Consider the following 20,480-nt stretch of genomic DNA (forward strand, 5'->3'; position numbering starts at 1 on the left):
GGCGCCAACCCGCAGGAGACTCGCCCACAAGCGCGGTTTCGCGCACAGGCTGCTAGAATCAATTTCTTTTGATTCCTTTCCCTGGCCTCCATGTCGCGCACGATCTTTGTCACCACCGCCCTGCCCTACGCCAACGGTTCATTCCATATCGGCCACATCATGGAATACATCCAGGCCGACACCTGGGTGCGCGCCATGCGCATGGCCGGCCACACGGTGCACTTCGTGGGGGCGGACGACGCCCACGGCGCGCCCATCATGCTGAAGGCCGAAGCCGAAGGCATCACCCCCCAGGCCCTGGTGGCCCGCTACGCCAGCGAACGGCCGAAGTACCTGGACGGCTTCCACGTGCGCTTCGACCACTGGCACTGCACGGATTCCCCGGAGAACATCCAGCTGTCGCAAGACATCTACCGCGCCCTGAAAGCCGCCGGGTTCATCGACAGCCGCGAGATCGAGCAATTCTACGACCCGGTCAAGGGCATGTTCCTGCCGGACCGCTACATCAAGGGCGAATGCCCGCGCTGCCACGCCAAAGACCAATACGGCGATTCCTGTGAGGTCTGCAGCGCCGTCTACAGCCCCACCGAACTGATCGAGCCGTATTCCACCCTGACCCAGGCGCGCCCCGTGCTGCGCAGCTCGGAGCACTTTTTCTTCCGCCTGTCCGACCCGCGCTGCGTGGCGTTCCTGCAGGCATGGACCACCGACCAGCGCGCCGACGGCACCCCCCGTCTGCAGGCCGAAGTGCTGGGCAAGACCCGCGAATGGCTGGGCACCACGGATGGCGACGCGGCCAATCTGGCCGACTGGGATATTTCCCGCGACGAACCCTATTTCGGCATCCCCATCCCGGACGCGCCGGGCAAGTATTTCTACGTCTGGCTGGATGCGCCGGTGGGCTACCTAGCGTCGCTGCAGGCCTATTGCAAAAAGCAGGGGCTGGACTACGACGCCTTGCTGGCCCCGGACGGCGACACCGAGCAGGTGCACTTCATCGGCAAGGACATCGTCTACTTCCATGCGCTGTTCTGGCCCGCCATGCTGAAGTTTTCCGGGCGCAAAACCCCGGACATGCTGCACGTCCACGGTTTCATCACCGTCAGCGGCGAAAAAATGTCCAAGAGCCGGGGCACGGGGATTTCCCCCCTGCGCTACCTGGACATCGGCATGGACGCCGAATGGCTGCGCTACTACATCGCCGCCAAACTCAACGCCCACGTCGAAGACCTGGACTTCAACCCGGACGATTTCGTCGCCCGCGTGAACAGCGACCTGATCGGCAAGTACGTCAACATCGCCAGCCGGGCGGCCACCTTCATCACGCGCCACTTCGACGGCGCCCTGGCCTACGCGGGCGACACGGATGCCCTGCAAGCCGAACTGCGCGCCTGCGCCGGCCAGGTTCAGGCCGACTTCGAGGCCCGCGAATACGGCCGCGCCATCCGGCGCATCATGGCCCAGGCCGACAAGATCAACCAGGCCTTCGACAGCGCCCAGCCCTGGGTGCTGGCCAAAGGCATCGCCCAGGCGGATGCGGCCCAGAAAACCGCCCTGCAAGATATCTGTTCGCGCGCCCTGGCGGGTTTCCAGGCCTTGTCCGTGATGCTGTCCCCCGTGCTGCCCGCCTTGACGCAGCGCGTGGCCCAGGAACTCTTTGGCCGTCCGCAACCGTATGCCTGGGCCGATGCCGCCGACCTGCCCGGGCACATCAATGCCTTCAAGCACCTGATGCAGCGGGTGGATCCGGCCCTGCTCGACGCCCTGTTCGAACCCGCCGAAACACCCGCCCCCCTGCCGGGCGGCGAAGCCATCGCCGAAACCATCGACATCAAGGATTTTTCCCGCATCGACCTGCGCATCGCCCGCATCGTCGAATGCACCGCCGTGGACGGGTCGGACAAGCTGCTGCGCCTGTCGCTGGATGCCGGCGAAGGCCGCCTGCGGCAGGTGTTTTCAGGGATCAAATCCATGTACCAGCCCGAAGACCTGGCCGGCAAACTGACGGTGCTGGTGGCCAATCTGGCCCCGCGCAAGATGCGCTTCGGCGTTTCCGAAGGCATGGTGCTGGCCGCCAGCCACGCCGACGAAAAAAATAACCCCGGCATCTATGTGCTGGAACCCTGGGAAGGGGCGCAGCCGGGGATGCGGATTCACTGATCGCCCGCTTTCTCGCCAAACAACAAGCGCGTGATCAAGGCTTCGTCAATGGCCTCGCCGCTTAAGGTGCGAGCCAGGATTTCACTGCCCAGCGCCTGCAGCGAAATCACGATATCCGGGCTGACCATGCGCAGCTTGGCCAGGTGCGCGGGCGAATTCACCAAAGCCACCAGTTGGGTGTCCGGGCCCTTGGCTTCGCGCCCCGCCATCACAATGAACGCGTTTTCTGCGTCGTCGTTGCGCAGGGCCAAAATATACCGGGCCTGGGCGGCCCCCGCCTGGCGCAGCAAATCCGTATCCGAGGCATCGCCTTCCAGCACGTCGGCGCCGGCGGCATAGGGGTGGCCGTCCGCGGCGGGCAGGATGACGGTGACTTCGTGCCCCCGCTGGCGCAGGGCATCGTGCAGGCTTTGCGCCAGCGGACCGGCGCCCGCCAAGATGATGTGATTTTTACGCATGGTCTGTGCGCTCCTTCCGTGCATCAGGCGTTGGAGATTACCCCCGATCAAAGGCCCCACCACGGCGCTGACGGACGTGGCGAAAACCGTGATCCCCAGGATGATGATGGACACCGTGAACAAGCGGGCGGCATCGCTGTGGGGGCTGATGTCGCCATACCCCACCGTGGACATCGAGACAATGGAAAAATAAAAAGCCGTCAGCGGGTCGGTGATGGGCGGTGAATATTCTTCGCCCAGGTACAAGACGCCAAAAACCGAGTACACCAGCAGGCTGAACACACTGAGCGCGGCAAACAGGCTGCCGGCCGTCAAGCTGGCCCGGTTGAAATGCTTCCAGCAGACCAGCAGCACCAGCACCAGCAGCACGGTGTACACCAGCAGGGCGGCATGGGTTTGCCCCCACCACAAGGACAGCGCGGCCACCACGGCCAGCAGCAGCACGCTGATGACCCAGGCGATGCGGGCACGGTACAGCAGGCCCACCGCCATGACCTGCACCCCCAGACCCAGCATCAAGCGCGTCATTTGCGCGATACCGCCCGAATCCAGGAACGCCGCCACGGACGCCCCGTCGCGCACCTGCAGCGCGCGCAGCAGGCCCTCCTGCGACACCATCTGCCACAAGGGTTGCAAAAACAGATAGCCATCCGCCGCCACCAAGGCCGCAATCAACCAATGCCAAGGCAACTGGCGCATCAGGCGCAGGCCGCGCGCCATCCAGGCGGGAGGGGAGAATCGCATGCGGATATTCGTATGGCGTGTATGGCTGACTTGTGCGTCAGTGTACTGCACGTCTTTCAGGGCCCAGCCCGTATACTGCACCCCATGTCCACCGCCCTCGTCCCCGAAACGCCGGAACGCCAGGCCGCCGCCCAGCGCAGCACCTGGGTCAGTGTCTGGGTCAACCTGGCACTCACCGCCCTCCAGATGGCGATCGGCCTGTTCGCCCAATCCCAGGCCCTGGTGGCCGACGCGATCCATTCCTTGTCCGATCTGGTTTCCGACGGCATCGTGCTGTTTGCCAACAAGCACAGCGCCAAGGCCCCCGATGACGATCACCCCTACGGCCATTTGCGCTTTGAAAACGCCGCCACCCTGGGGATCGGCCTGATCCTGGCCGTGGTGGGCCTGGGCATGCTGTGGCGCAGCTTCGAGCACCTGCAGGCGCCGGCGCTCATCCCCGTGGTGCACCCCGTCGCGTTCCTGGTCGCCGTGCTGGCGTTACTGTCCAAAGAGCTGCTGTTTCGCTACCTGCTGCGCGTGGCCCGGCGGGTGCGCTCCACCATGCTGGTGGCCAATGCCTGGCATGCGCGATCCGACGCCGCGTCGTCCCTGGTGGTGGCGCTGGGGATCGGCGCCAACCTGGCCGGCCTGCCGCTGGCCGACCCCCTGGCCGCGCTGGTGGTCGGTCTGATGATCATCCGCATGGGCTGGAAATTCAGCTGGCAGGCATTCAACGACCTGGTCGACCGGGCGGCCGACGACGAAACCGAAGCCGCCATCCGCGAACGCATCCTGGGCACCCCGGGCGTGCGCGGCATCCACGACCTGCGCACCCGCAAAATGGGCGACATGATCTGGGTGGAGGTCGACATCGAAATGGATGGTCAACTGACCATCGAGGCCGGCCACGCCATCGCGGTGGCCGCCCGTGAGCGCGTGATGGCGGATTTGCCCGTGCTGGATGTGATGACGCATTTTGACCCGGTATAGCGGGGGCGCCGGGGGCCTCCCCCAGACCTGACGGCATCGAACGGGCCGCCCCGGCCTGGCTGGACATTGCCCGGGCGATGCCGGCCAGCCGTTTCCCCGACCTTATAAATGCGTGCTGTGCAAGGGGGCCTGCGTGGCTTCCATGTGGTTGAGCCCCTGCACAATGCCGCACGCCCCCACCGCCTGCTCCGTCGGGCATTGTTCGCGCAGCTGAATCAGCTGCCCACGCAAATCCTGAAGCTCCCGCAGGCGCACCTGCACGTGGGCGATGTGTTCATCCAGCAGATGGTTGATGGTTCCGCAATCCTGGGCGGGGTGGTCGATCATGGCCAGCAGGGCGCGGATTTCGTCGTGGGTCATGTCCAGCCCCCGGCAATTGCGGATGAACCGCAGACGATCCAGGTGCGCAGGCCCATAGTGGCGGTAATTGCCGTCCGTGCGCTCGGGCGCGGGCAGCAGGCCGGTTTTTTCGTAAAAACGGATGGTTTCCGTTGAGCAATGGGCCGCACGGGCCAGTTCGCCGATTTTCATGTGTTCCCCAATCAGGCAGGCCCGCCCCACGCGCCGGCACGCCGCGTGGACGAGCAGACATCATGGATTGGCCTGCCGCACTGTGTATTGGCCTGCCGCACCGCGAGCGGCGCGGATGACGCTTGACCTTGAAGTAACTACAAGGTGTCTACTGGCATCATAAATCGTTTGATGGATGATGACCATGCCCACTCACCCGCACCAACCTGCCAGCGGTCTCGTCGATGCAGGCCATGCGCACGCGCAGGATGCCGGCCACCGCCACGACCACGATCATCGCCACGACCATGCCGACCCGGCCTGTCGTCCCCCCAAGACGCCAGCGTCCGCCCCCGCTTGCCGCCCCGATGACGCCTCTCAGGACTGTTGCGGCGCGCGGGATGCGGCAAGCGCCGCGCCATCTTGCTGCCCCAGCGGCGACCCCATGCCCGGCGCCGGGCCGTTGAATGCGCCAGTGATTGAAAACGGCAGCCAACACACCCAGCTGCGCATCCTGCAGATGGACTGTCCCACCGAAGCCGCCCTGATCCGCCAGGCGCTGGGCCGTCTGCCCCAGGTGCGGCACCTGGAATTCAACCTGATGCAGCGGATGCTGACCGTCATCCATACCCCTGAATCCCTGGGCCGCATCCTGCAGGCCATCCGGGATCTGGGTTTTACGCCCGAACAGGCCACGGATCAGGCCGCGCCCATCCCGGAACCCGCAAAACCCTGGTGGCCCCTGGCCGCCGCCGGAGCGGCCGCCCTGGCGGCGGAAGCCGCCCATTGGCTGGACAGCCCCGAGGTCGTCCCGGCCATTTTGGCCGTGCTGGCCGTGCTGGCGGCCGGCACCGGCACCTACCGGAAGGGCTGGACAGCCATCCGCCACGGGCAGCTGAACATCAATGCCCTGATGAGCATCGCCGTGACCGGGGCCCTGCTGCTGGGCCAGTGGGCCGAAGCCGCCATGGTCATGGTGCTGTACGAACTGGCCGAACGCATCGAGGCCCTGTCGCTGGATCGCGCCCGCCATGCCATCCAGGGCCTGATGCGACTGGCCCCGGATCAGGCCAGCGTGCGGCAAGAAGACGGCCAATGGCGGGATCAGCCCGCCAGCGCCGTGGCCGTCAATGCACGGGTGCGGGTGCGCCCCGGCGAACGCATCGCCCTGGATGGCATCATCCTGACCGGCCAATCCGCCATTGACCAATCTCCCATTACCGGGGAAAGCCTGCCCATCGACAAAACCCCGGGCGATCCGGTATATGCCGGCACCATCAATGGCGCGGGCACCCTGGAATACCGGGTCAGCCATCCCGCCGGAGAATCCACGCTGGCGCGCATCATCCGCGCGATTGAATCCGCCCAATCCGCCCGCGCGCCCACGCAGCGTTTTGTCGACCGTTTCGCCCGCATTTATACGCCGGTGGTGGTGCTGCTGGCCTTTGCCATCGCGGTCGCCCCGCCGCTGCTGGGGCTGGGCGGCTGGTACGACTGGATCTACAAAGCCCTGGTGCTGCTGGTGATCGCCTGCCCCTGCGCCCTGGTGATCTCCACCCCGGTGTCCATCGTCAGCGGCCTGGCCGCCGCCGCCCGCCACGGCGTGCTGATCAAAGGCGGCATCCATCTGGAACAAGGCCGCCTGCTGCGCTGGATTGCCCTGGACAAGACGGGCACGTTGACCCATGGCCGCCCGGTATTGACGGATCAATGCCTGCTGGGCGATCAGGACGCGGCCTGGGTGCATGCCCTGGCTACCCGCCTGGCGAGCCATTCTGATCACCCGGTGTCACGGGCGATTGCCCAGGGGCTGAGGGCCACAGGCCGGATCAGGGATGCGGCGCAAGCCGCGGCATCGGATGCGGCAATGCAGGCGGATGCGGCACAAGGAGGTATGACACGAGGAGATGCAGCGCAAAGAAATGCGGTGCAAGGAGATGCGGCGCAAAAGAATGCGATGCCGGAGACAACCACGCCCGATGCCGGCGCCCCGGACATTCAAATCACCGATTTTTCCGCCCTGCCGGGGCGCGGCACCCAGGCCAGTGTGGCGGACGAACGCTACCAGTTGGGCAACCACCGCCTGATCCACGAAAACGGCCTGTGCTCACCCGCCCTGGAAGCCCGGCTGGACGCCTTGGAACGACAAGGCAAAACCGTAGTGATGCTGACCGACACGCGCCGGGTGCTGGCCCTGTACGCCGTGGCCGACACCGTCAAACCCGACAGCGCCGCCGCCATCCAGGCACTGCACCGGCAAGGCGTGCGCACCGCCATGCTGTCGGGCGACAACCCCCACACGGCCGCCGCCATTGCTGCCCAGGTGGGCATCGACCATGCCGAAGGCAACCTGTTGCCCGAAGACAAGCTGCAGGCCGTGGCCCGCTTGGCCGCCGAGGGCCAGGCCGTGGGTATGGTGGGCGACGGCATCAACGACGCCCCAGCCCTGGCGCGAGCGGACATCGGCTTCGCCATGGGGGCCATGGGCACGGACGCCGCGATTGAAACCGCCGACGTCGCCCTGATGGACGACGATCTGCGCAAAATCCCCTGGTTCATCGGCCTGTCGCGGGCCACGCACCGCATTCTGGTGCAGAACATCGCCCTGGCGCTGGGGATCAAGGCCGTGTTCCTGATCTTGACGGTGATCGGCCTGGGGACGATGTGGATGGCCGTGTTCGCCGACGTGGGAGCCAGCCTGCTGGTGGTGGGCAACGGGCTGCGGCTGCTGCGCTGGCAGGGGGATGAAGACGGCGGGATCGGAACCCACCCGCGGCACGTCAAGACCGCCTCGACGCCATAAAGCCGCCTGGGCAGCCCCCGCAGCCGTATTATTGCCCCGTTGCCTTGCCTTCGAGGGTCAGCACATCGCCATCCACCGTGGTCAGCACCAGCACGGGGGACTGGCCACCGCCCAGCAGGCCGGCGGCCAGATCGCCCTTAAAGCGCGCGGCGATCGCTTGATCCAGGGCCATGAGCTTGGGCGCGCAGGCCTTCATGGTGGACGCCAGCCCCTTGAGCCGCAAGGCATCGGCCTGCAGGGCATAGCCGCCGAACTGCTGGTTGCAGCCGCCGCGCACCTGCATGGACTGGTCGTCGAAGGCCAGGTACAGCACGCCCTCCACCCCGGGTTGCAAAGCGGGGATATCCCGGCCACGGCCGTCTTCGGCCTTGACCAGATACCAGTGGTACGCCGACAGGGTCGCCGCATCCAGAATCGGTTGAGCCGCCACGGCGGCGGGCGCGGAAACCCCGGGCATCTGGGCGCACGCCCCCAGCAACGCGGAAAAAGCACAGGCGATAAGGATTTTTTTCATGCGATCGTGGGTGGGCGGGCTGCGGGCCGGAAGCGGATGGAAACCAGGTCGGCGGCAGGGCTGCCGAGCCATTCAAAACAGCAAACCAGTATATTGTATTGCGCCGGAAGATGGTTTCCAGGCCGATCGGCGGCCCACACGGAGAATACAGTCTTGACCCCCACGCCCCCTCATCCAACGGATCTCTACCCTTGGCTATATGAAACGGTTCGCGCGCGTTTTGAGTCGGATCAGGCCATGGAGGCGCATCTGCCGCAGGCGCTGCCGCCCGAACAGCTGCGGCAGCAGGGCGACGATCGCTATCTGTCGGCCATGACCCAGCGGGTATTCCAGGCGGGTATGCAGCACAGCATGGTCAATGCCAAGTGGCCCGCCTTCGAAGACGCGTTTTCGGGCTTTCCGCCCGAGGCCATGGCGCGGCTCGGCGACGCCGACCTGCAACACCACTTGCAAAACCCACGGATCATCCGCCACTTGGCCAAGCTGCGGAGCATCCCGAAAAACGCCCGGTTCATCCTGGACCTCCGCCAGGAACACGGCGGCAGCTTCGGGGATTTCATTGCCGATTGGCCGGACACGGATACCATCGGCCTGTGGCGCGTGCTGGCCAAGCGCGGCGCCCGCCTGGGCGGCCGCTCGGGGGCCGGTTTTTTGCGCCTGGCGGGCAAGGATACGTTTTTCCTGACCAGTCATGTCGTGGCGCGTCTGGAAGCCGCAGGGGTGGTGCGGGGCACGCCCACCAGCCAACGCGACCTGCAAACCGTGCAGGATTTCTTCAACACCCTGCAACAGGCATCCGGCAGGCCACTGTGTCAGCTGTCGGCCCTGATGGCGCTCAGTATTCATCCCATGTTTTAGTGTCCTGTCTGGCGCATCCGAATGCTTATCGTCGGCGCCGGGTCTCGCCATTCGGCGCTGCATGGATGGCCGCTATGCCGCCGCAACCGCCTGGGCCAGCCTCTGGATGGACAACGGCGCGCAGCCCTCGGCATCGTTGCTGATGGTGACGTAGGCCGCCTGGCCCGCGTCCGCGATGCCGCGAATGGTGCGCGCCAGCACAGCGCGTGTGTGCGGGTCTTCGCTGATCAAGGCATCAAAAGGTTCGTGCTTTTTCTGCGCGGCGGCGTAGCCATGCGCCCCGAAGGCGCGATTCAGGTTCCAGCGACACACCAGCGGGCCGGGCCACAGGGCTCGCAGCAGCGGCAGTTGCGCCTCGATGGGCGGCATCTTGCCGTGCAGGCCCAGGCAGAAGGTCGCCCCATGCGCGCCCAGCGTATCCGCCAGCGCCTGCCCCAACAACTCCGGATCCCGGACTTCCACGGCGACAATCACGTCGGCCCGCGCCGCCAGGGCCTGTCGGACGGCGGACAACAGCCGCCCCAGGCGATCCAGCAGCACCCCCGGGCGGCTGAACCAGCCCCAGGGCAAAGGGCTCAGTTGGAAAACCAACACCCCCAGCCGATCTCCCAGACCGTCCAGCGTCGGCAGGACGAATTGCTCGACGGCCAGGCGCGGGTCGAGAAACCCCGGATTGGCGCGATATCCTTTGCCCTCATCATCGCGCACCTGGGCATCGGTAATGCCGGCGGGACATTTGACCACGAAGCGGAAGTGCGCATCGACCTGGCCGGCATAGGCGGCATACTGGCCCGCCGTCAAAGGCCGCCAAAAAGTGCGATCCACGCAAACCGTGCGCAACAAGGGATGCTGGTGATAGGCGGCCAGGCCGTGCCTGGACAGCGCCTGCGGGGTGTAGTCGCCATCCCAGACCAGGCCGTCCCAGCCCGGATACGACCAGGTGGACACCCCGAAGCGCAAGGAGGCGGGCAACTGCCGGGCCAGCGCGCGCCACGCCTCGATGCCGGACGCGGGGCGCACCACAGCCCCCGTCCGCCGGCGCGCGGCGGGCGCCGCATCCGCACGCGCATCAGGGCGCGACCCGGACAGCGGAACGGAGTCTTCGCCAAACAGGCTGCCTTGCCCCCTGGCCGACATCAAAAGCCCGCCCGCGCACCGCCGCCAGCGCGCCCGCACCCGCCGGCCTTGGCCCTGGTCATCGGCCGCCGCTCATTCATGCGCGGATTCCCGGACGGCCGCCGCCCGGCGCCGATCCAGGCGGCGCCTGGCCTCGTGGCGAATCAGGAGGATTTCAGCGGCGGCAAGCACCAGCAATATCCCCAACCTGGGCCATTGCAGCCCAGGCGAAAGAAAATACGCAGCCACCATGCCGCACCCCACGATGGCCAGCCCAATGCAAAACACCGGCGTGGGCACACCCAGCACCGTCCGTTGTTTTTCCACATCCCGGAACGACGCCACGAAGGTCCCCATCAACAAAAACACAAGGGATAAGGGCAGATAGGCAACGACCCCATGACCCAGCACCGTCACCAGAAAACGCGTCGGAAAAAAATATATGGCCGCGCAAAGCAGCAGCAGTGCCCCATAAAAACGAAGCCGGTACCCATAGACAAGCATGATTCGCCCTTGTGCGGATTTTCCCTGTGTTGCCCGCCGCTGCGCCAACGCGGCGCGCCCATTCGCGGGTTGCGACTATGATGACCCACATGATGAAGCCATCCGCCCAGTTTAATCCCCCGCTGTCTCCGGCGCCCAAGGCGTCCCGCAAGGCCTTGGTGCGCAAGCAACTCGGGCGCGAACGCACCGACGCCTATGCCTGGATGCAATACATCCCGGCATCGGGCACCCGGACACTGGACGGGCTGCCGCCCGACCTGCGGGCGCATCTGCAGGCAGAAATGCGCTATGCCGCCCACGTCCTGGCGCCGCAGCAAGCCGATGCCCGATGGTTTCTCGACCGCCTGTCGGATCGGCCGCCCGCTGCCGCCGCGCCGCCAGCGGCGGCCGCCACGGCCGGCGGCTGGCGCTACCGCTGCGACCGGCCCGCCGGCGGGTCGCACCGCCGGTTCTCCCGCGTCGACAGCCAAGGCCGGGCGCAGCCGCTGCTGGACGAAGCCGAGCGCGCCCGCGGGCACGCGTACTATCGCGCCACCGACCACCAGCCCAGCCCCGATGACCGCTATTTCATCTGGGCCGAGGACATCATCGGCAACGACCGCCACCGCCTCTGCCTGCTGGATATCGCCACGGACCGCATCCGCACCCTGGTCGAATCCGATGCCTACGGCTATGGCGGCTTTGTTTTTTCGCCCTCGTCGCGGTTCTTGTTCTGGATCTGGCGCGACACACATAATCGCCCCACGCGCCTGTACCGCACCGGCACAGCGGACGGCGATACCGTGCTTCTGTACGAAGAAAGCGATCCCGCGATTTTCATGCAGGTGGCGCGCAGCGCCGCCGGCGGTTTCATCCTGCTGACGCTGGCCGGCCCCGATACGGGCGAAGTCCGGTTGATTGCCGCGGACGCGGAAACGGCCCCGCCCCGCGTGGTGCGGCCCCGCGTGCGCGGCATCCGCTACGACATCGACGAATGGAACGGGCGCTTGCTGATGGTGACCAATGCTGACGGCGCCTTCGACCGCAAACTGCTCTGCCTGGACCCGCAAACCTGCGCGGTTCAGGCCGAACTGGTGCCGCACCGCCCCGGGACGCCGATCATTGCCGTGCACCCATTTGCCGCTGCGCTGGTGCGCCTTGAACGGCACGGCACGCTGCACCGCCTGGTGGTCATGCGCCCAGACGGGCAGGAAACCGTCATCGCCTTCGACGACCCCGCCTACAGCCTGGCCCTGGCGCCCGCGCAACCCTACGCCGCCAGGCAGATCCGCGTCACGCACCAGACCCCGGCCGCCCCGATCCGCTGGCTGGATATCGACCTGGCCAGCGGCCACTGCCATGAAACCGGGCGGGCGGCGCCGGGCCGTTTCGACCCCGCCCGCTATCGGCTTGAACGCCTTCACGCCATCGCCCCGGACGGCGCACAGATCCCGCTGACGGTGCTGTCCCGCAAAGACACGCCGGCGGACACGCCGCTGCCCGTGCTGCTGACCGGATACGGCGCCTATGGCATTGCCAACGAACCGCTGTTTTCCTGGCCGGCGGCCGTGCTGGTCGACGCGGGCTTTCGCTACGCCATCGCGCACGTGCGCGGCGGCTCGGAAAAGGGCTGGCGCTGGTATCAGGACGGATGCCGGGAAAAAAAATGCAATTCCATGGCCGATTTCATCGCCTGCGCACGCCACCTGCTGGACATCGGCTACGCCGCCCCCGGCCGGATCGTGGCGCACGGCGTGTCGGCGGGCGGCCTGCTGGTCTGCGCCGCCATGAACCAGGCCCCCGAACTCTGGGCGGGCGTGATCGCGCAAGTGCCTTTTGTCGACATGCTCAACACCCTGAGCGACGCCGACCACCCGCTGGTGCCGCTGCTGCGGCCCGACTGGGGCGACCCGCTTGCCGACCCGCAAGCCTACGACAGCATCGCCGCCATTTCTCCTTACGAAAACGTCAAGCCTGCGGCCTATCCGCCGCTGCTGTGCACGGCGGGCCTGAAAGACGACCGCGTCCCCTATTGGGAACCCGCCAAATTGATTGCCAACATCCGCCACCGAACAAGCGGCAAGCAGCCCGCGATCCTGCTTCTGAATCCCGACAGCGGCCATCAGGAAAGCGACGATCAAGATCAGGTCTTCGCCTCGACAGCCTTGTTGTGGGCATTCGCCTGCCGGTGCGCGGCAGTGTCCGTGGGCTGAACCCGCTCAAGCCCCCGCCAGCGGTCGGCCCGCCGCCCGTCCTTGCCGAAAGGCCCCGGCGGCGCAGACGGCGGACAAGGCCAGGGCGGGCACGGCCACCGCAACAATGGCATCCAGCAGGCGCTGGCTGAACCAGTAGTCCGACACCATCCCGGCGAGCAAAGGCCCCGTCGCGCTGAAAACCGACACGACAAAGCTCCATAATGCGAAAACCCGCGCCCGCAGCGGGGCCGGCGCCAGATCCTGCAGCATGGTGGGCACCAGGGCATTGGCCGTGCAGGTCATGAACAGAAATCCCCCCGCCACCACCAGGGCCCAATCCAGCGTCTGCACCATGGCCATCAACAGCATGGCGGGCAAGGCCAGCAACACCGACAGCCCCATGATCAGAGGCCGGACGGCCTGGCCGAAAGCGCGGCCCAGCCACCGATCCAGCAAGCCCGCCACCGGCAGGCAGCCCACGCTGGTCACCAGGATGATGATGCCGATGGCGTAGCCGATAGCGGCGGGATCGGCGCTGAACCGGCGTTCCAGCGCGAGTGTCAGCAACTGATTCAGCGCCTGTACCGCAATCATCAAACACCCGGCCACCCCGACGAACAAGCCGATGGCGCGCCGTTGCCGCGACAGAAAATGGCGCAGCGACGCGCCGGCGGCGGCCGCTGCCGCCCCGGCGCGCCGCGCGGGATCGGCGGTCGCCAGGCCCAGCAGAAGCAAAGGCAGTCCGGCCAGGGAGAGCAGCAAGAACCCTTTGCGCCAAGGCTCCAGCGGCCCGGCATACACCGCATCGGCGGCGGCCAGGATCGCGCCGCTGAAATAAAAGCCGCCACTGGCCCCCGCCGCCATCAGGGCGGCAAAGCCCAGATTCGCCGCGACCCGGTGGCGTTCGGGCGCGAGGTCGGGAATCATGGAATACACTAGCGGCACCATGGCGAACTCGGCAATTCCCGCCGTCGAGCGCCCCAGGAAAAAAACAGGAAAATTCGGGGCCAGCCCGCTGATCGCCATCAGCGCCGACGAGGCGGCAATCAGGCACAGCAGCATGCGTTTGCGCGAAAACTGATCGCCAAAGCGCGCCAGTGGAATGGCCAGGGCGCTGCCGACCAGCACCCCCGCCAAGCCCTGCAAAGCGCCGATGGCGGTGTCGCTGACCTGAAAGCTGCGCTGGATGGCCGAGAGCGACACGGCCTGCACGCCGATGTCCACCAATTGCAGCCCGGCGGCCACCCCCAGGAAGACCACCGTCAGCAGCCCTTGCAGCGTCCAGGCGGCGGGCGCCTGGACAGGGGCCGCGTCCGCTACGGCCATCGCGTTACTGCCATTGATATTGCAGTTGAGCGTCCACCACCCTGCCGCTGCCGTAGTAGCAATAGAAGTCGCAACCGCTGATGTAGGTCCGGTCGGTCAGGTTGCGCGCATTGATCTGGAAAGCCCAGCGGCGATCAATCTGGTAGCGCGCCATGGCGTCCAGCATGGTATAGCCCGGGATGCTGTCACCGGAATAATACTGCTGGTCTTCGGTCGGGCCGTTATAGCGCACCCCCGCGGCCAGCGTCAGGCCGGCGCCTTGCGGCAGGCTGAAGCGGTGGCTGACCCACAGGCTGGCTTGATTTTTGGGGATCAGAGGCGTGCGGATGGTTTCACCGCCGTTGACATCCTGACGGGAGTGATTGTAGGTATAAGCCACCTTCATCGTCGTATTTTCGGTGACCTTGAAATCGCCCTGCAGTTCCACCCCCCGGTTGGTGCGCTTGCCGCTTTGGGTCTGGATATTGGACGAATCGGCGACCAAGGCGTTCTGTTCTTCGATATCGAAGTAGGCCAGCGTGATGGTTCCATCCAGCCAATCGGGCTCCAGCTTGATGCCGGCTTCCTTCTGCTTGCCGACATACGGCAGGTAGGCGTTGCCGCGCGCATCCACGCCGGGCAGCGGCTTGAAGGATTCGGAATAGCTGAGGTAAGGCGAAACCCCGTAGTCGCTGATGTACATCACGCCCACATTCACGCTGGTGTGGCTGGCGTCATAGCCCGCATCCGCACCGCTGATCAGGCCATCGCCCCAGGCGTGGTCACGCCGCGCGCCGGCATTGAAGTTCCAGTGCGAGCCCAGGCGCAGCTGGGTAGAGGCATATACGCCCACCTGCCGGGTATTCAGATCATAGGGGGTTGCCGACACCGGGAAATCCTTGCCATACACCGGCGAGAACATGTCCAGGTTGGGGGCCAGGCCGAAGCCGTTGTTCTGACCGCTGGTATCGGATTTCAGATAGTCGAAGCCCACGGCGGGCAATAGTTCCACCGAGTCGCCCAGGCGCACCTTGCCCGCGATGCGGTTGTCGATGTAATGGTTTCGCGTACTGCCGTCCGTATAGGTATAACCGCGCAGCAGTTCCCGGTCGCCATCCGACCCATACGCGAACACATTGTGTTGATCCAGGCTCAGGCGGGTGAACTTGTAGTTTTGCGTGTACGTCCAATCATCCGAGAACTGATGGCGAAACAGCCAGCCCGCCGCGACCTGGGTGCGCTTGAGCTGATCGAAACTGGGTTCGCCCGCATTCAACCGGCGGCTGATCTTGCCATAAGGCGTGTCGATGATCGTGCCATAGCCCGGCAGGAAGCCGTTGGTGGGCACCCCGTCTTCGTGCTGAACGCTGGCCAGCAGCGTCAGCGACGTGCGGTCGCTGAAGTCGAACGTCACGCTGGGAGCCAGGTAGTAGCTTTTCATGTTCGTGTCGTGCTGCATACCGTCGGCGCGGCGCGCCTGGGCGACGAGCCGGTAATAGACATTGCCGGCCTCGTTGGCGACCCCGTTGTAATCCAGGCCAAGCCCCGCCCGGGTGCCCGTGCCGCCTTCCAGATTCATCCGCAGGGATTCTTGCTTGTGGGGCCGCTTGGTGACGAGGTTGACCACCCCGCCGGTCTCGGAGGCCCCATACACCAGGGAATCGGGCCCCTTGAGCACCTCGATGGATTCCAGCCCGAAGACCTCGGATTTCCAGACAAAATAGCCGTTGGGCGTGGTCGGCGTGCCGTCCAGCGCCATGGACGCATCAAACCCCCGGATCTTGAACCAATCCACTTTGTTGTCCGGCCCGAAGGGCTCGCTCAGGATGCCGGCCTGGTATTGCAGCGCCTCGTCCAGCTTGCGGGCGTCCAGCGCCTCGATGTCCTGCTGGCTGATCACGGCGCTGGAGTTCGGGGCGTAGAAATCCAGACTCTGCAAATCCCCCACCGTGCCGACCACGGTGACCGCACTGAGCTCGGCCACCCCCGGCGCATTCGCGTTCGAGGCCGCGCCATCGGACGGCATGCCGCCGCCCGCCGCATCGGCCGTCTGCCCATGCGCGGGCGGCGACAGCAACAGCGCCACGCACCAGCCCGCCGCAATTCCCCTGAAGATTGGTGTATGGATTTGTTTTAGCACGCCGCCTCCGTGAGATGCCGATTGAAATGCGCGTGACGAAGCAGATGCCTGGCAACAAGCATCCGCGCATTGAAAGTATCCATGCGATTTTTTCCCCCTGCCGATGATGGACGGGCCAGCCCGAAATGATCGGAGAATTTTAGACGGAAATAGTTCTCATTTCAAGAAAATAGTCACAAAAAAACCGCCGTGAGCGGCGGATCACTCCCCCTGCTCAACCCATTGCGCAAAACCATCGGCCAGGCTGTCGATAAGCCTGCGCACCGCCGCGCGCTGGCCGCTGCGGCTGGCATAGGCCAGTTGGACGACACCGGGCGGCGGGGCCCAATCCGGCAGCACGATCCGCAGCCGGCCGCTGGCCAACGCATCGCGCAGCATCAGGCGCGGCAGCACGGCGCAGCCCACCCCATCCGTGGCCGCGCACAGCAGCACGCTCATGTCGTCGACCACCAGCCTGGGATCATGCCGGTATTCAATCTGCCGGCCGTCGGCATGGCGCAGGCACCAAGCCCGGGCCTCCGGCGAATTGCCCAGGCCCAGCGTGGGCAGCGCGCGCAGATCCTCGGGCGCGGACAAAGGCGGCGCGCCCGCCAGCAGCGCAGGCGCAGCAGCCAGCACATGCTCGCTGGGCGCCAGCAGACGCACCACTTCATCCTGCGGCAAGACGGCGTCGGGCGCGCGGACGCGCAGCACCAGATCGACGCCATCCTGCCAGACATCGACGTTGCGGTTGGTCGCTTCGATCTGCAGCTGCACCTGCGGCCAGGCCTTGGCGAAGGCGGACAGCAGCGGCCCCACCACCGCGTGCAGCAGCGCCGGCGGACAGGCCAGACGCACACGCCCACGCGGCTCATGTATTTGCTCATGCGCCAGCGTGTGCACCGCCTCGGCTTCGGCCAGCATGGCGCACGCATGCTGCACGACCTGCTGGCCCACCGATGTCAGTGCAAAACGGCGCGTGCTGCGTTGCGCCAAGCGCACGCCCAACCGAGACTCCAGTTCGGCCATCCGCCGGCTGAGTTTGGATTTCGGGATGCCGCTGGCGCGTTCGGCGGCGGCAAAACCGCCGTGTTCCGCCACCAACGCGAAATACGCCAGATCGTCGAGATTTTGCATGCTGATCCGATCAGAGGAAAAACCAGAAAGGCACATCATCCTATTTTCAGGACAGTATAGGTATTTTTCCACTATTGCTCATTCTTTGTCCCAAGTCCATCATAAATACCATGACTTAGACACCAGGAACCCTGACCGGATTCGGCCAGGAAAGGGACACACACCATGGGATTATTGATAGACGGCCAGTGGCACGACCAGTGGTACGACACCCGCAGCACCGGCGGGCGTTTTGAACGCAAGGCCAGCCAGTACCGCAGCTGGATCACGCCCGACGGCAGCGCCGGCCCAAGCGGCGACGCCGGCTTCAAGGCCGAACCGGGCCGCTACCACCTGGTCGTATCATACGCCTGCCCTTGGGCGCACCGCACCTTGATCATGCGCGCCTGGAAAGGGTTGGAACCGCATATCGGCGTTTCGTCCGTGCACCCGTTGATGCTGGAAAACGGCTGGGAATTCCGCACGGGCTTTGCCGCCGCCAGTGGCGACCCGCTGTACGGTCTGGACAGGCTGTACCAGCTTTACCAAAAAGCCGACCCGCACTATACCGGCCGCGTCACGGTGCCGGTGCTATGGGACACACAGCGCCAAACCATTGTCAACAACGAATCCTCGGAGATCATCCGCATGCTGGGCAGCGCCTTCGACGGCGTCGGGGCACGGCCCGGCGACTACTACCCGGCCGACCTGCGCACATCCATCGACGCCGTGAACGCGCTGGTGTACGCCAACGTGAACAACGGGGTCTACCGCGCCGGGTTCGCCACCACCCAGGCCGCCTACGACGAAGCGGCGACGGCGCTGTTCGATACGCTGGACATGCTGGAACAGCGCCTGGGCCAGGGCCGATACCTGCTGGGCAACGTACTGACAGAGGCCGACCTGCGCCTGTGGACCACGCTGCTGCGCTTCGACGCGGTATACGCCACGCACTTCAAGTGCGACAGAAAACGCATCGCCGACTATCCGAACCTGTCGGGCCTGTTGCGCGACATCCACCAGATGCCCGGCGTCGCCGACACCGTGCACATGGATCACATCCGCCATCACTATTTCCGCAGCCACCCCGGCATCAACCCGCACGGCATTGTCCCCATCGGCCCTCGGCAAGACTTTTCCGCGCCGCACGGGCGCGAACGGCTGGGCCCCTGCGTCATCCGTGGCGCCTGAGCGCCGACAGCCATCCCCGATCCCCGTTTTCAACCCCCAAGGAGAACCCGCATGAGCAAGGTCAAACTGGCCATCGTTTACTACAGTGCCTACGGCACCAACCACGCCATGGCGGAGGCCGCCGCCCAGGCCGCCGAGCAAGCTGGCGCCGAAGTGCGCCTGCGCAAGGTGCGCGAAACCGCGCCTGCCGACGTTGTGAAATCGGTGCCGGCCTGGCACGATCAGGCCGAGAGAACCGCGCATATCCCGGAAGCCGCACCCGAAGACCTAGTCTGGGCCAACGCCTTCTTGTTCAGCGCCCCCACACGCTTCGGCACAGTGGCCAGCCAGTTGCGCGCCTTCATCGACACGCTGGGCCCCGCATGGCAACAAGGTCACCTGGGCAACAAGGCCGTCAGCGCCATGACCAGCGCGCAAAACACACACGGCGGCCAGGAATCGACCCTGAATGGCCTGTACACCACCTTCATGCACTGGGGCAGCATTATCGTCCCGCCCGGTTACGCCGACCCAGTGATCTTCGCCTCCGGCGGCAATCCCTACGGGGCCAGCGCCACCATGGGCGACGTCAACGACGCGGTGCTGGCCTCGGTGCGCTTCCAGACCCGGCGGCTGGTCGAGTTCGCCGGAAAAATCGCAGCGTAAGGCCCTGCCGGCGCATGGCGCCGTGGGCGAACCGTATGCGCCGCACGGTACTCAGCGAGGTGCCTATGCGCTGCGCCAGGTCTTCCTGGCTCAGGCGGCGTGTGCGGCGTGCCGTCGAGATGTCCTGGCCAAAACGCGCGGGCATCCTTGAGCGAAAGCGCGGGATAGACGCCCAGGATGAAACGTCCGCGCCTTCCGACCCATGAATAACGGAAATGCCATGCCTTGGAGCCGATGGCGGAAACGTAGCGTGAAAGGCCGTCGAAGTTAAACGCCTCGTATTCCTCAAGTCGTTGCTCTTCTGTGTTCTCTGGGCGTTGCATTAGCGGGGAGATGGAGCGCGACCCATCATACGCAAGCAGCCATACCACTACAGGCTGGCTTTCAGATCGGCCAAAGTGGTCATCAAGGTCATGGGGTCGAGCGCAGAGGGTTCGAAGCCGATACACTCGTAGAAAACCTTGGCTTCTGGAGAAAGCGCGTGCACCAACATGCCACGAATACCGATGGCATCAGCAGCCTGAATGACACGACGACCAGCGTCTTGCACCAGCGCCCTGCCAAAACCCCGACCCTGCAAGGATTGATCAACGGCCAGCCTGCGAAGAACCACCACTGGAATCGGGTCAGGCATATTGCGGCGAAAGCGGCCAGAAGCCTCGGCGCTGATGACCGCACTTGAGGCCAGCGCGTGCATGTCCAGGCGGGCCAGGAAAGCAGTATATGCCTCCTGGTCGGCAGCGATGACAGCCTGATCCAGCAACGCTTCCTCGGCCGCTGCACGCGCGGCTTCCAGTACGAAATCCGTGCGGTTCTTGCCCCGTACCTTGGCGGCACGATCAATCAAGCTACGCTCTTCAGGTTTGATGCGGATATTCAGTGTTTCACGCTTGGCAGGCGAGACACCCAATACAGTGGACATGGCCAATCTCCTGTGATTAGGCGAGTTTTGGCATTTCGTACTGTCGATGTCATTACACTGCCTGGGCAGTAGGACACGATACACCTGCGGTGGCCCGTAGTTGGCGAAGAGATCAGCGCGGTGGATGAACGCCCTGCAAGCTCAACATCCTGTCCGCGCAGGCAGCGCCAGCCGCTGAATGAGCCGACTGAATGATGGCTCCCTTCTGATGCTGAAACCCCATGAATAGAGCCTACGCCGACACTGTCCGCCTGCTGGTCGTTGCATCTGTGTTCGACACCAGCCTATCAGATAAAGGACAGCGGCCCATGACGGGGTAATCATCCCTTTAAAACGCTGTCATGAAAACGGCGACATAGATCCCACCTT

Annotated in this window: 17 protein-coding genes; 7 read left to right on the plus strand and 10 right to left on the minus strand. The window is 65.3% G+C overall.

Features of this window, described 5'->3' with window-relative positions:
- Nucleotides 1-90 precede the first annotated feature (90 nt).
- Nucleotides 91-2,160, plus strand: coding sequence for a methionine--tRNA ligase (gene metG / locus ACMHYJ_RS12215; protein WP_414246453.1), 2,070 nt, complete (start codon nt 91-93; stop codon nt 2,158-2,160).
- Here metG and kch read toward each other — a convergent pair.
- On the minus strand, nt 2,154-3,362 hold the full coding sequence (gene kch, locus ACMHYJ_RS12220) for a voltage-gated potassium channel protein (protein ID WP_414246454.1): 1,209 nt from the start codon (nt 3,360-3,362) through the stop codon (nt 2,154-2,156). The genes metG and kch overlap by 7 nt on opposite strands.
- A gap of 84 nt (nt 3,363-3,446) precedes the next feature.
- On the opposite strand from kch, the gene ACMHYJ_RS12225 reads away from it, so the two are divergent.
- Nucleotides 3,447-4,334: a cation diffusion facilitator family transporter gene (locus tag ACMHYJ_RS12225; protein WP_414246455.1), complete on the plus strand. Its 888-nt coding sequence runs from the start codon at nt 3,447-3,449 to the stop codon at nt 4,332-4,334.
- Between the two features lie 102 nt (nt 4,335-4,436).
- Here the strand turns inward: ACMHYJ_RS12225 and cadR are convergent, their stop codons facing one another.
- Nucleotides 4,437-4,865, minus strand: a complete 429-nt coding sequence (gene cadR, locus ACMHYJ_RS12230; RefSeq protein ID WP_414246456.1) for a Cd(II)/Pb(II)-responsive transcriptional regulator — start codon at nt 4,863-4,865, stop codon at nt 4,437-4,439.
- A gap of 184 nt (nt 4,866-5,049) precedes the next feature.
- On the opposite strand from cadR, the gene ACMHYJ_RS12235 reads away from it, so the two are divergent.
- On the plus strand, nt 5,050-7,647 hold the full coding sequence (locus tag ACMHYJ_RS12235) for a heavy metal translocating P-type ATPase (protein WP_414246457.1): 2,598 nt from the start codon (nt 5,050-5,052) through the stop codon (nt 7,645-7,647).
- 28 nt (nt 7,648-7,675) lie between these two features.
- On the opposite strand, the gene ACMHYJ_RS12240 is transcribed toward ACMHYJ_RS12235, so the two are convergent.
- On the minus strand, nt 7,676-8,161 hold the full coding sequence (locus tag ACMHYJ_RS12240; RefSeq protein ID WP_414246458.1) for an META domain-containing protein: 486 nt from the start codon (nt 8,159-8,161) through the stop codon (nt 7,676-7,678).
- 237 nt (nt 8,162-8,398) lie between these two features.
- Between ACMHYJ_RS12240 and ACMHYJ_RS12245 the strand changes: the two genes are divergently transcribed.
- Complete coding sequence (locus tag ACMHYJ_RS12245; protein WP_414246459.1) at nt 8,399-9,019, plus strand: DNA-3-methyladenine glycosylase I; 621 nt, start codon at nt 8,399-8,401, stop codon at nt 9,017-9,019.
- Nucleotides 9,020-9,091: 72 nt separating this feature from the next.
- Here ACMHYJ_RS12245 and ACMHYJ_RS12250 read toward each other — a convergent pair whose 3' ends face one another.
- Together ACMHYJ_RS12250 and ACMHYJ_RS12255 are read right to left on the minus strand one after the other, a co-directional pair.
- A complete protein-coding gene (locus ACMHYJ_RS12250; protein WP_414246460.1) occupies nt 9,092-10,156 on the minus strand; it encodes a DUF72 domain-containing protein in 1,065 nt (354 codons plus the stop codon).
- Between the two features lie 72 nt (nt 10,157-10,228).
- A complete protein-coding gene (locus ACMHYJ_RS12255) occupies nt 10,229-10,687 on the minus strand; it encodes a hypothetical protein (protein WP_414246461.1) in 459 nt (152 codons plus the stop codon).
- Nucleotides 10,688-10,728: 41 nt separating this feature from the next.
- Between ACMHYJ_RS12255 and ACMHYJ_RS12260 the strand changes: the two genes are divergently transcribed.
- A complete protein-coding gene (locus ACMHYJ_RS12260; RefSeq protein ID WP_414246462.1) occupies nt 10,729-12,831 on the plus strand; it encodes a prolyl oligopeptidase family serine peptidase in 2,103 nt (700 codons plus the stop codon).
- A gap of 6 nt (nt 12,832-12,837) precedes the next feature.
- On the opposite strand, the gene ACMHYJ_RS12265 is transcribed toward ACMHYJ_RS12260, so the two are convergent.
- The 3 genes from ACMHYJ_RS12265 to ACMHYJ_RS12275 all read right to left on the minus strand — a co-directional run bounded on the left by ACMHYJ_RS12265 (nt 12,838) and on the right by ACMHYJ_RS12275 (nt 17,374).
- Complete coding sequence (locus ACMHYJ_RS12265) at nt 12,838-14,139, minus strand: MFS transporter (protein ID WP_414246463.1); 1,302 nt, start codon at nt 14,137-14,139, stop codon at nt 12,838-12,840.
- A 4-nt stretch (nt 14,140-14,143) separates the two neighbouring features.
- A complete protein-coding gene (locus tag ACMHYJ_RS12270) occupies nt 14,144-16,258 on the minus strand; it encodes a TonB-dependent siderophore receptor (protein WP_414246464.1) in 2,115 nt (704 codons plus the stop codon).
- A gap of 201 nt (nt 16,259-16,459) precedes the next feature.
- Entirely contained in the window at nt 16,460-17,374 is a 915-nt protein-coding gene (locus ACMHYJ_RS12275; RefSeq protein WP_414246465.1) for a LysR substrate-binding domain-containing protein, read from the minus strand.
- Nucleotides 17,375-17,539: 165 nt separating this feature from the next.
- On the opposite strand from ACMHYJ_RS12275, the gene ACMHYJ_RS12280 reads away from it, so the two are divergent.
- Nucleotides 17,540-18,544 carry a glutathione S-transferase family protein gene (locus tag ACMHYJ_RS12280; protein WP_414246466.1) on the plus strand — a complete coding sequence of 335 codons (1,005 nt, stop codon included), beginning with the start codon at nt 17,540-17,542 and terminating at the stop codon, nt 18,542-18,544.
- Between the two features lie 51 nt (nt 18,545-18,595).
- Nucleotides 18,596-19,189: an NAD(P)H:quinone oxidoreductase gene (wrbA, locus tag ACMHYJ_RS12285; protein ID WP_414246467.1), complete on the plus strand. Its 594-nt coding sequence runs from the start codon at nt 18,596-18,598 to the stop codon at nt 19,187-19,189.
- Here the strand turns inward: wrbA and ACMHYJ_RS12290 are convergent.
- Nucleotides 19,084-19,512: an Arm DNA-binding domain-containing protein gene (locus ACMHYJ_RS12290; protein WP_414246468.1), complete on the minus strand. Its 429-nt coding sequence runs from the start codon at nt 19,510-19,512 to the stop codon at nt 19,084-19,086. The two genes, wrbA and ACMHYJ_RS12290, sit on opposite strands and share 106 nt — an antisense overlap.
- A gap of 47 nt (nt 19,513-19,559) precedes the next feature.
- Entirely contained in the window at nt 19,560-20,111 is a 552-nt protein-coding gene (locus tag ACMHYJ_RS12295; protein WP_414246469.1) for a GNAT family N-acetyltransferase, read from the minus strand.
- Nucleotides 20,112-20,480 lie beyond the last annotated feature (369 nt).

Origin of the sequence: Castellaniella hirudinis (assembly GCF_047468865.1) — a bacterium.
Taxonomy (GTDB): Bacteria; Pseudomonadota; Gammaproteobacteria; order Burkholderiales; family Burkholderiaceae_B; genus Castellaniella; species Castellaniella hirudinis_A.

Excerpts from the sequence above, each read along its gene's own strand:
- metG (WP_414246453.1), top strand. The coding sequence starts at position 91 with ATGTCGCGCACGATCTTTGTCACCACCGCCCTGCCCTACGCCAACGGT.
- kch (WP_414246454.1), bottom strand. The coding sequence starts at position 3,362 with ATGCGATTCTCCCCTCCCGCCTGGATGGCGCGCGGCCTGCGCCTGATG.
- ACMHYJ_RS12225 (WP_414246455.1), top strand. The coding sequence starts at position 3,447 with ATGTCCACCGCCCTCGTCCCCGAAACGCCGGAACGCCAGGCCGCCGCC.
- cadR (WP_414246456.1), bottom strand. The coding sequence starts at position 4,865 with ATGAAAATCGGCGAACTGGCCCGTGCGGCCCATTGCTCAACGGAAACC.
- ACMHYJ_RS12235 (WP_414246457.1), top strand. The coding sequence starts at position 5,050 with ATGCCCACTCACCCGCACCAACCTGCCAGCGGTCTCGTCGATGCAGGC.
- ACMHYJ_RS12240 (WP_414246458.1), bottom strand. The coding sequence starts at position 8,161 with ATGAAAAAAATCCTTATCGCCTGTGCTTTTTCCGCGTTGCTGGGGGCG.
- ACMHYJ_RS12245 (WP_414246459.1), top strand. The coding sequence starts at position 8,399 with ATGGAGGCGCATCTGCCGCAGGCGCTGCCGCCCGAACAGCTGCGGCAG.
- ACMHYJ_RS12250 (WP_414246460.1), bottom strand. The coding sequence starts at position 10,156 with ATGTCGGCCAGGGGGCAAGGCAGCCTGTTTGGCGAAGACTCCGTTCCG.
- ACMHYJ_RS12260 (WP_414246462.1), top strand. The coding sequence starts at position 10,729 with ATGATGAAGCCATCCGCCCAGTTTAATCCCCCGCTGTCTCCGGCGCCC.
- ACMHYJ_RS12265 (WP_414246463.1), bottom strand. The coding sequence starts at position 14,139 with ATGGCCGTAGCGGACGCGGCCCCTGTCCAGGCGCCCGCCGCCTGGACG.
- ACMHYJ_RS12275 (WP_414246465.1), bottom strand. The coding sequence starts at position 17,374 with ATGCAAAATCTCGACGATCTGGCGTATTTCGCGTTGGTGGCGGAACAC.
- ACMHYJ_RS12280 (WP_414246466.1), top strand. The coding sequence starts at position 17,540 with ATGGGATTATTGATAGACGGCCAGTGGCACGACCAGTGGTACGACACC.
- wrbA (WP_414246467.1), top strand. The coding sequence starts at position 18,596 with ATGAGCAAGGTCAAACTGGCCATCGTTTACTACAGTGCCTACGGCACC.
- ACMHYJ_RS12290 (WP_414246468.1), bottom strand. The coding sequence starts at position 19,512 with ATGCAACGCCCAGAGAACACAGAAGAGCAACGACTTGAGGAATACGAG.
- ACMHYJ_RS12295 (WP_414246469.1), bottom strand. The coding sequence starts at position 20,111 with ATGTCCACTGTATTGGGTGTCTCGCCTGCCAAGCGTGAAACACTGAAT.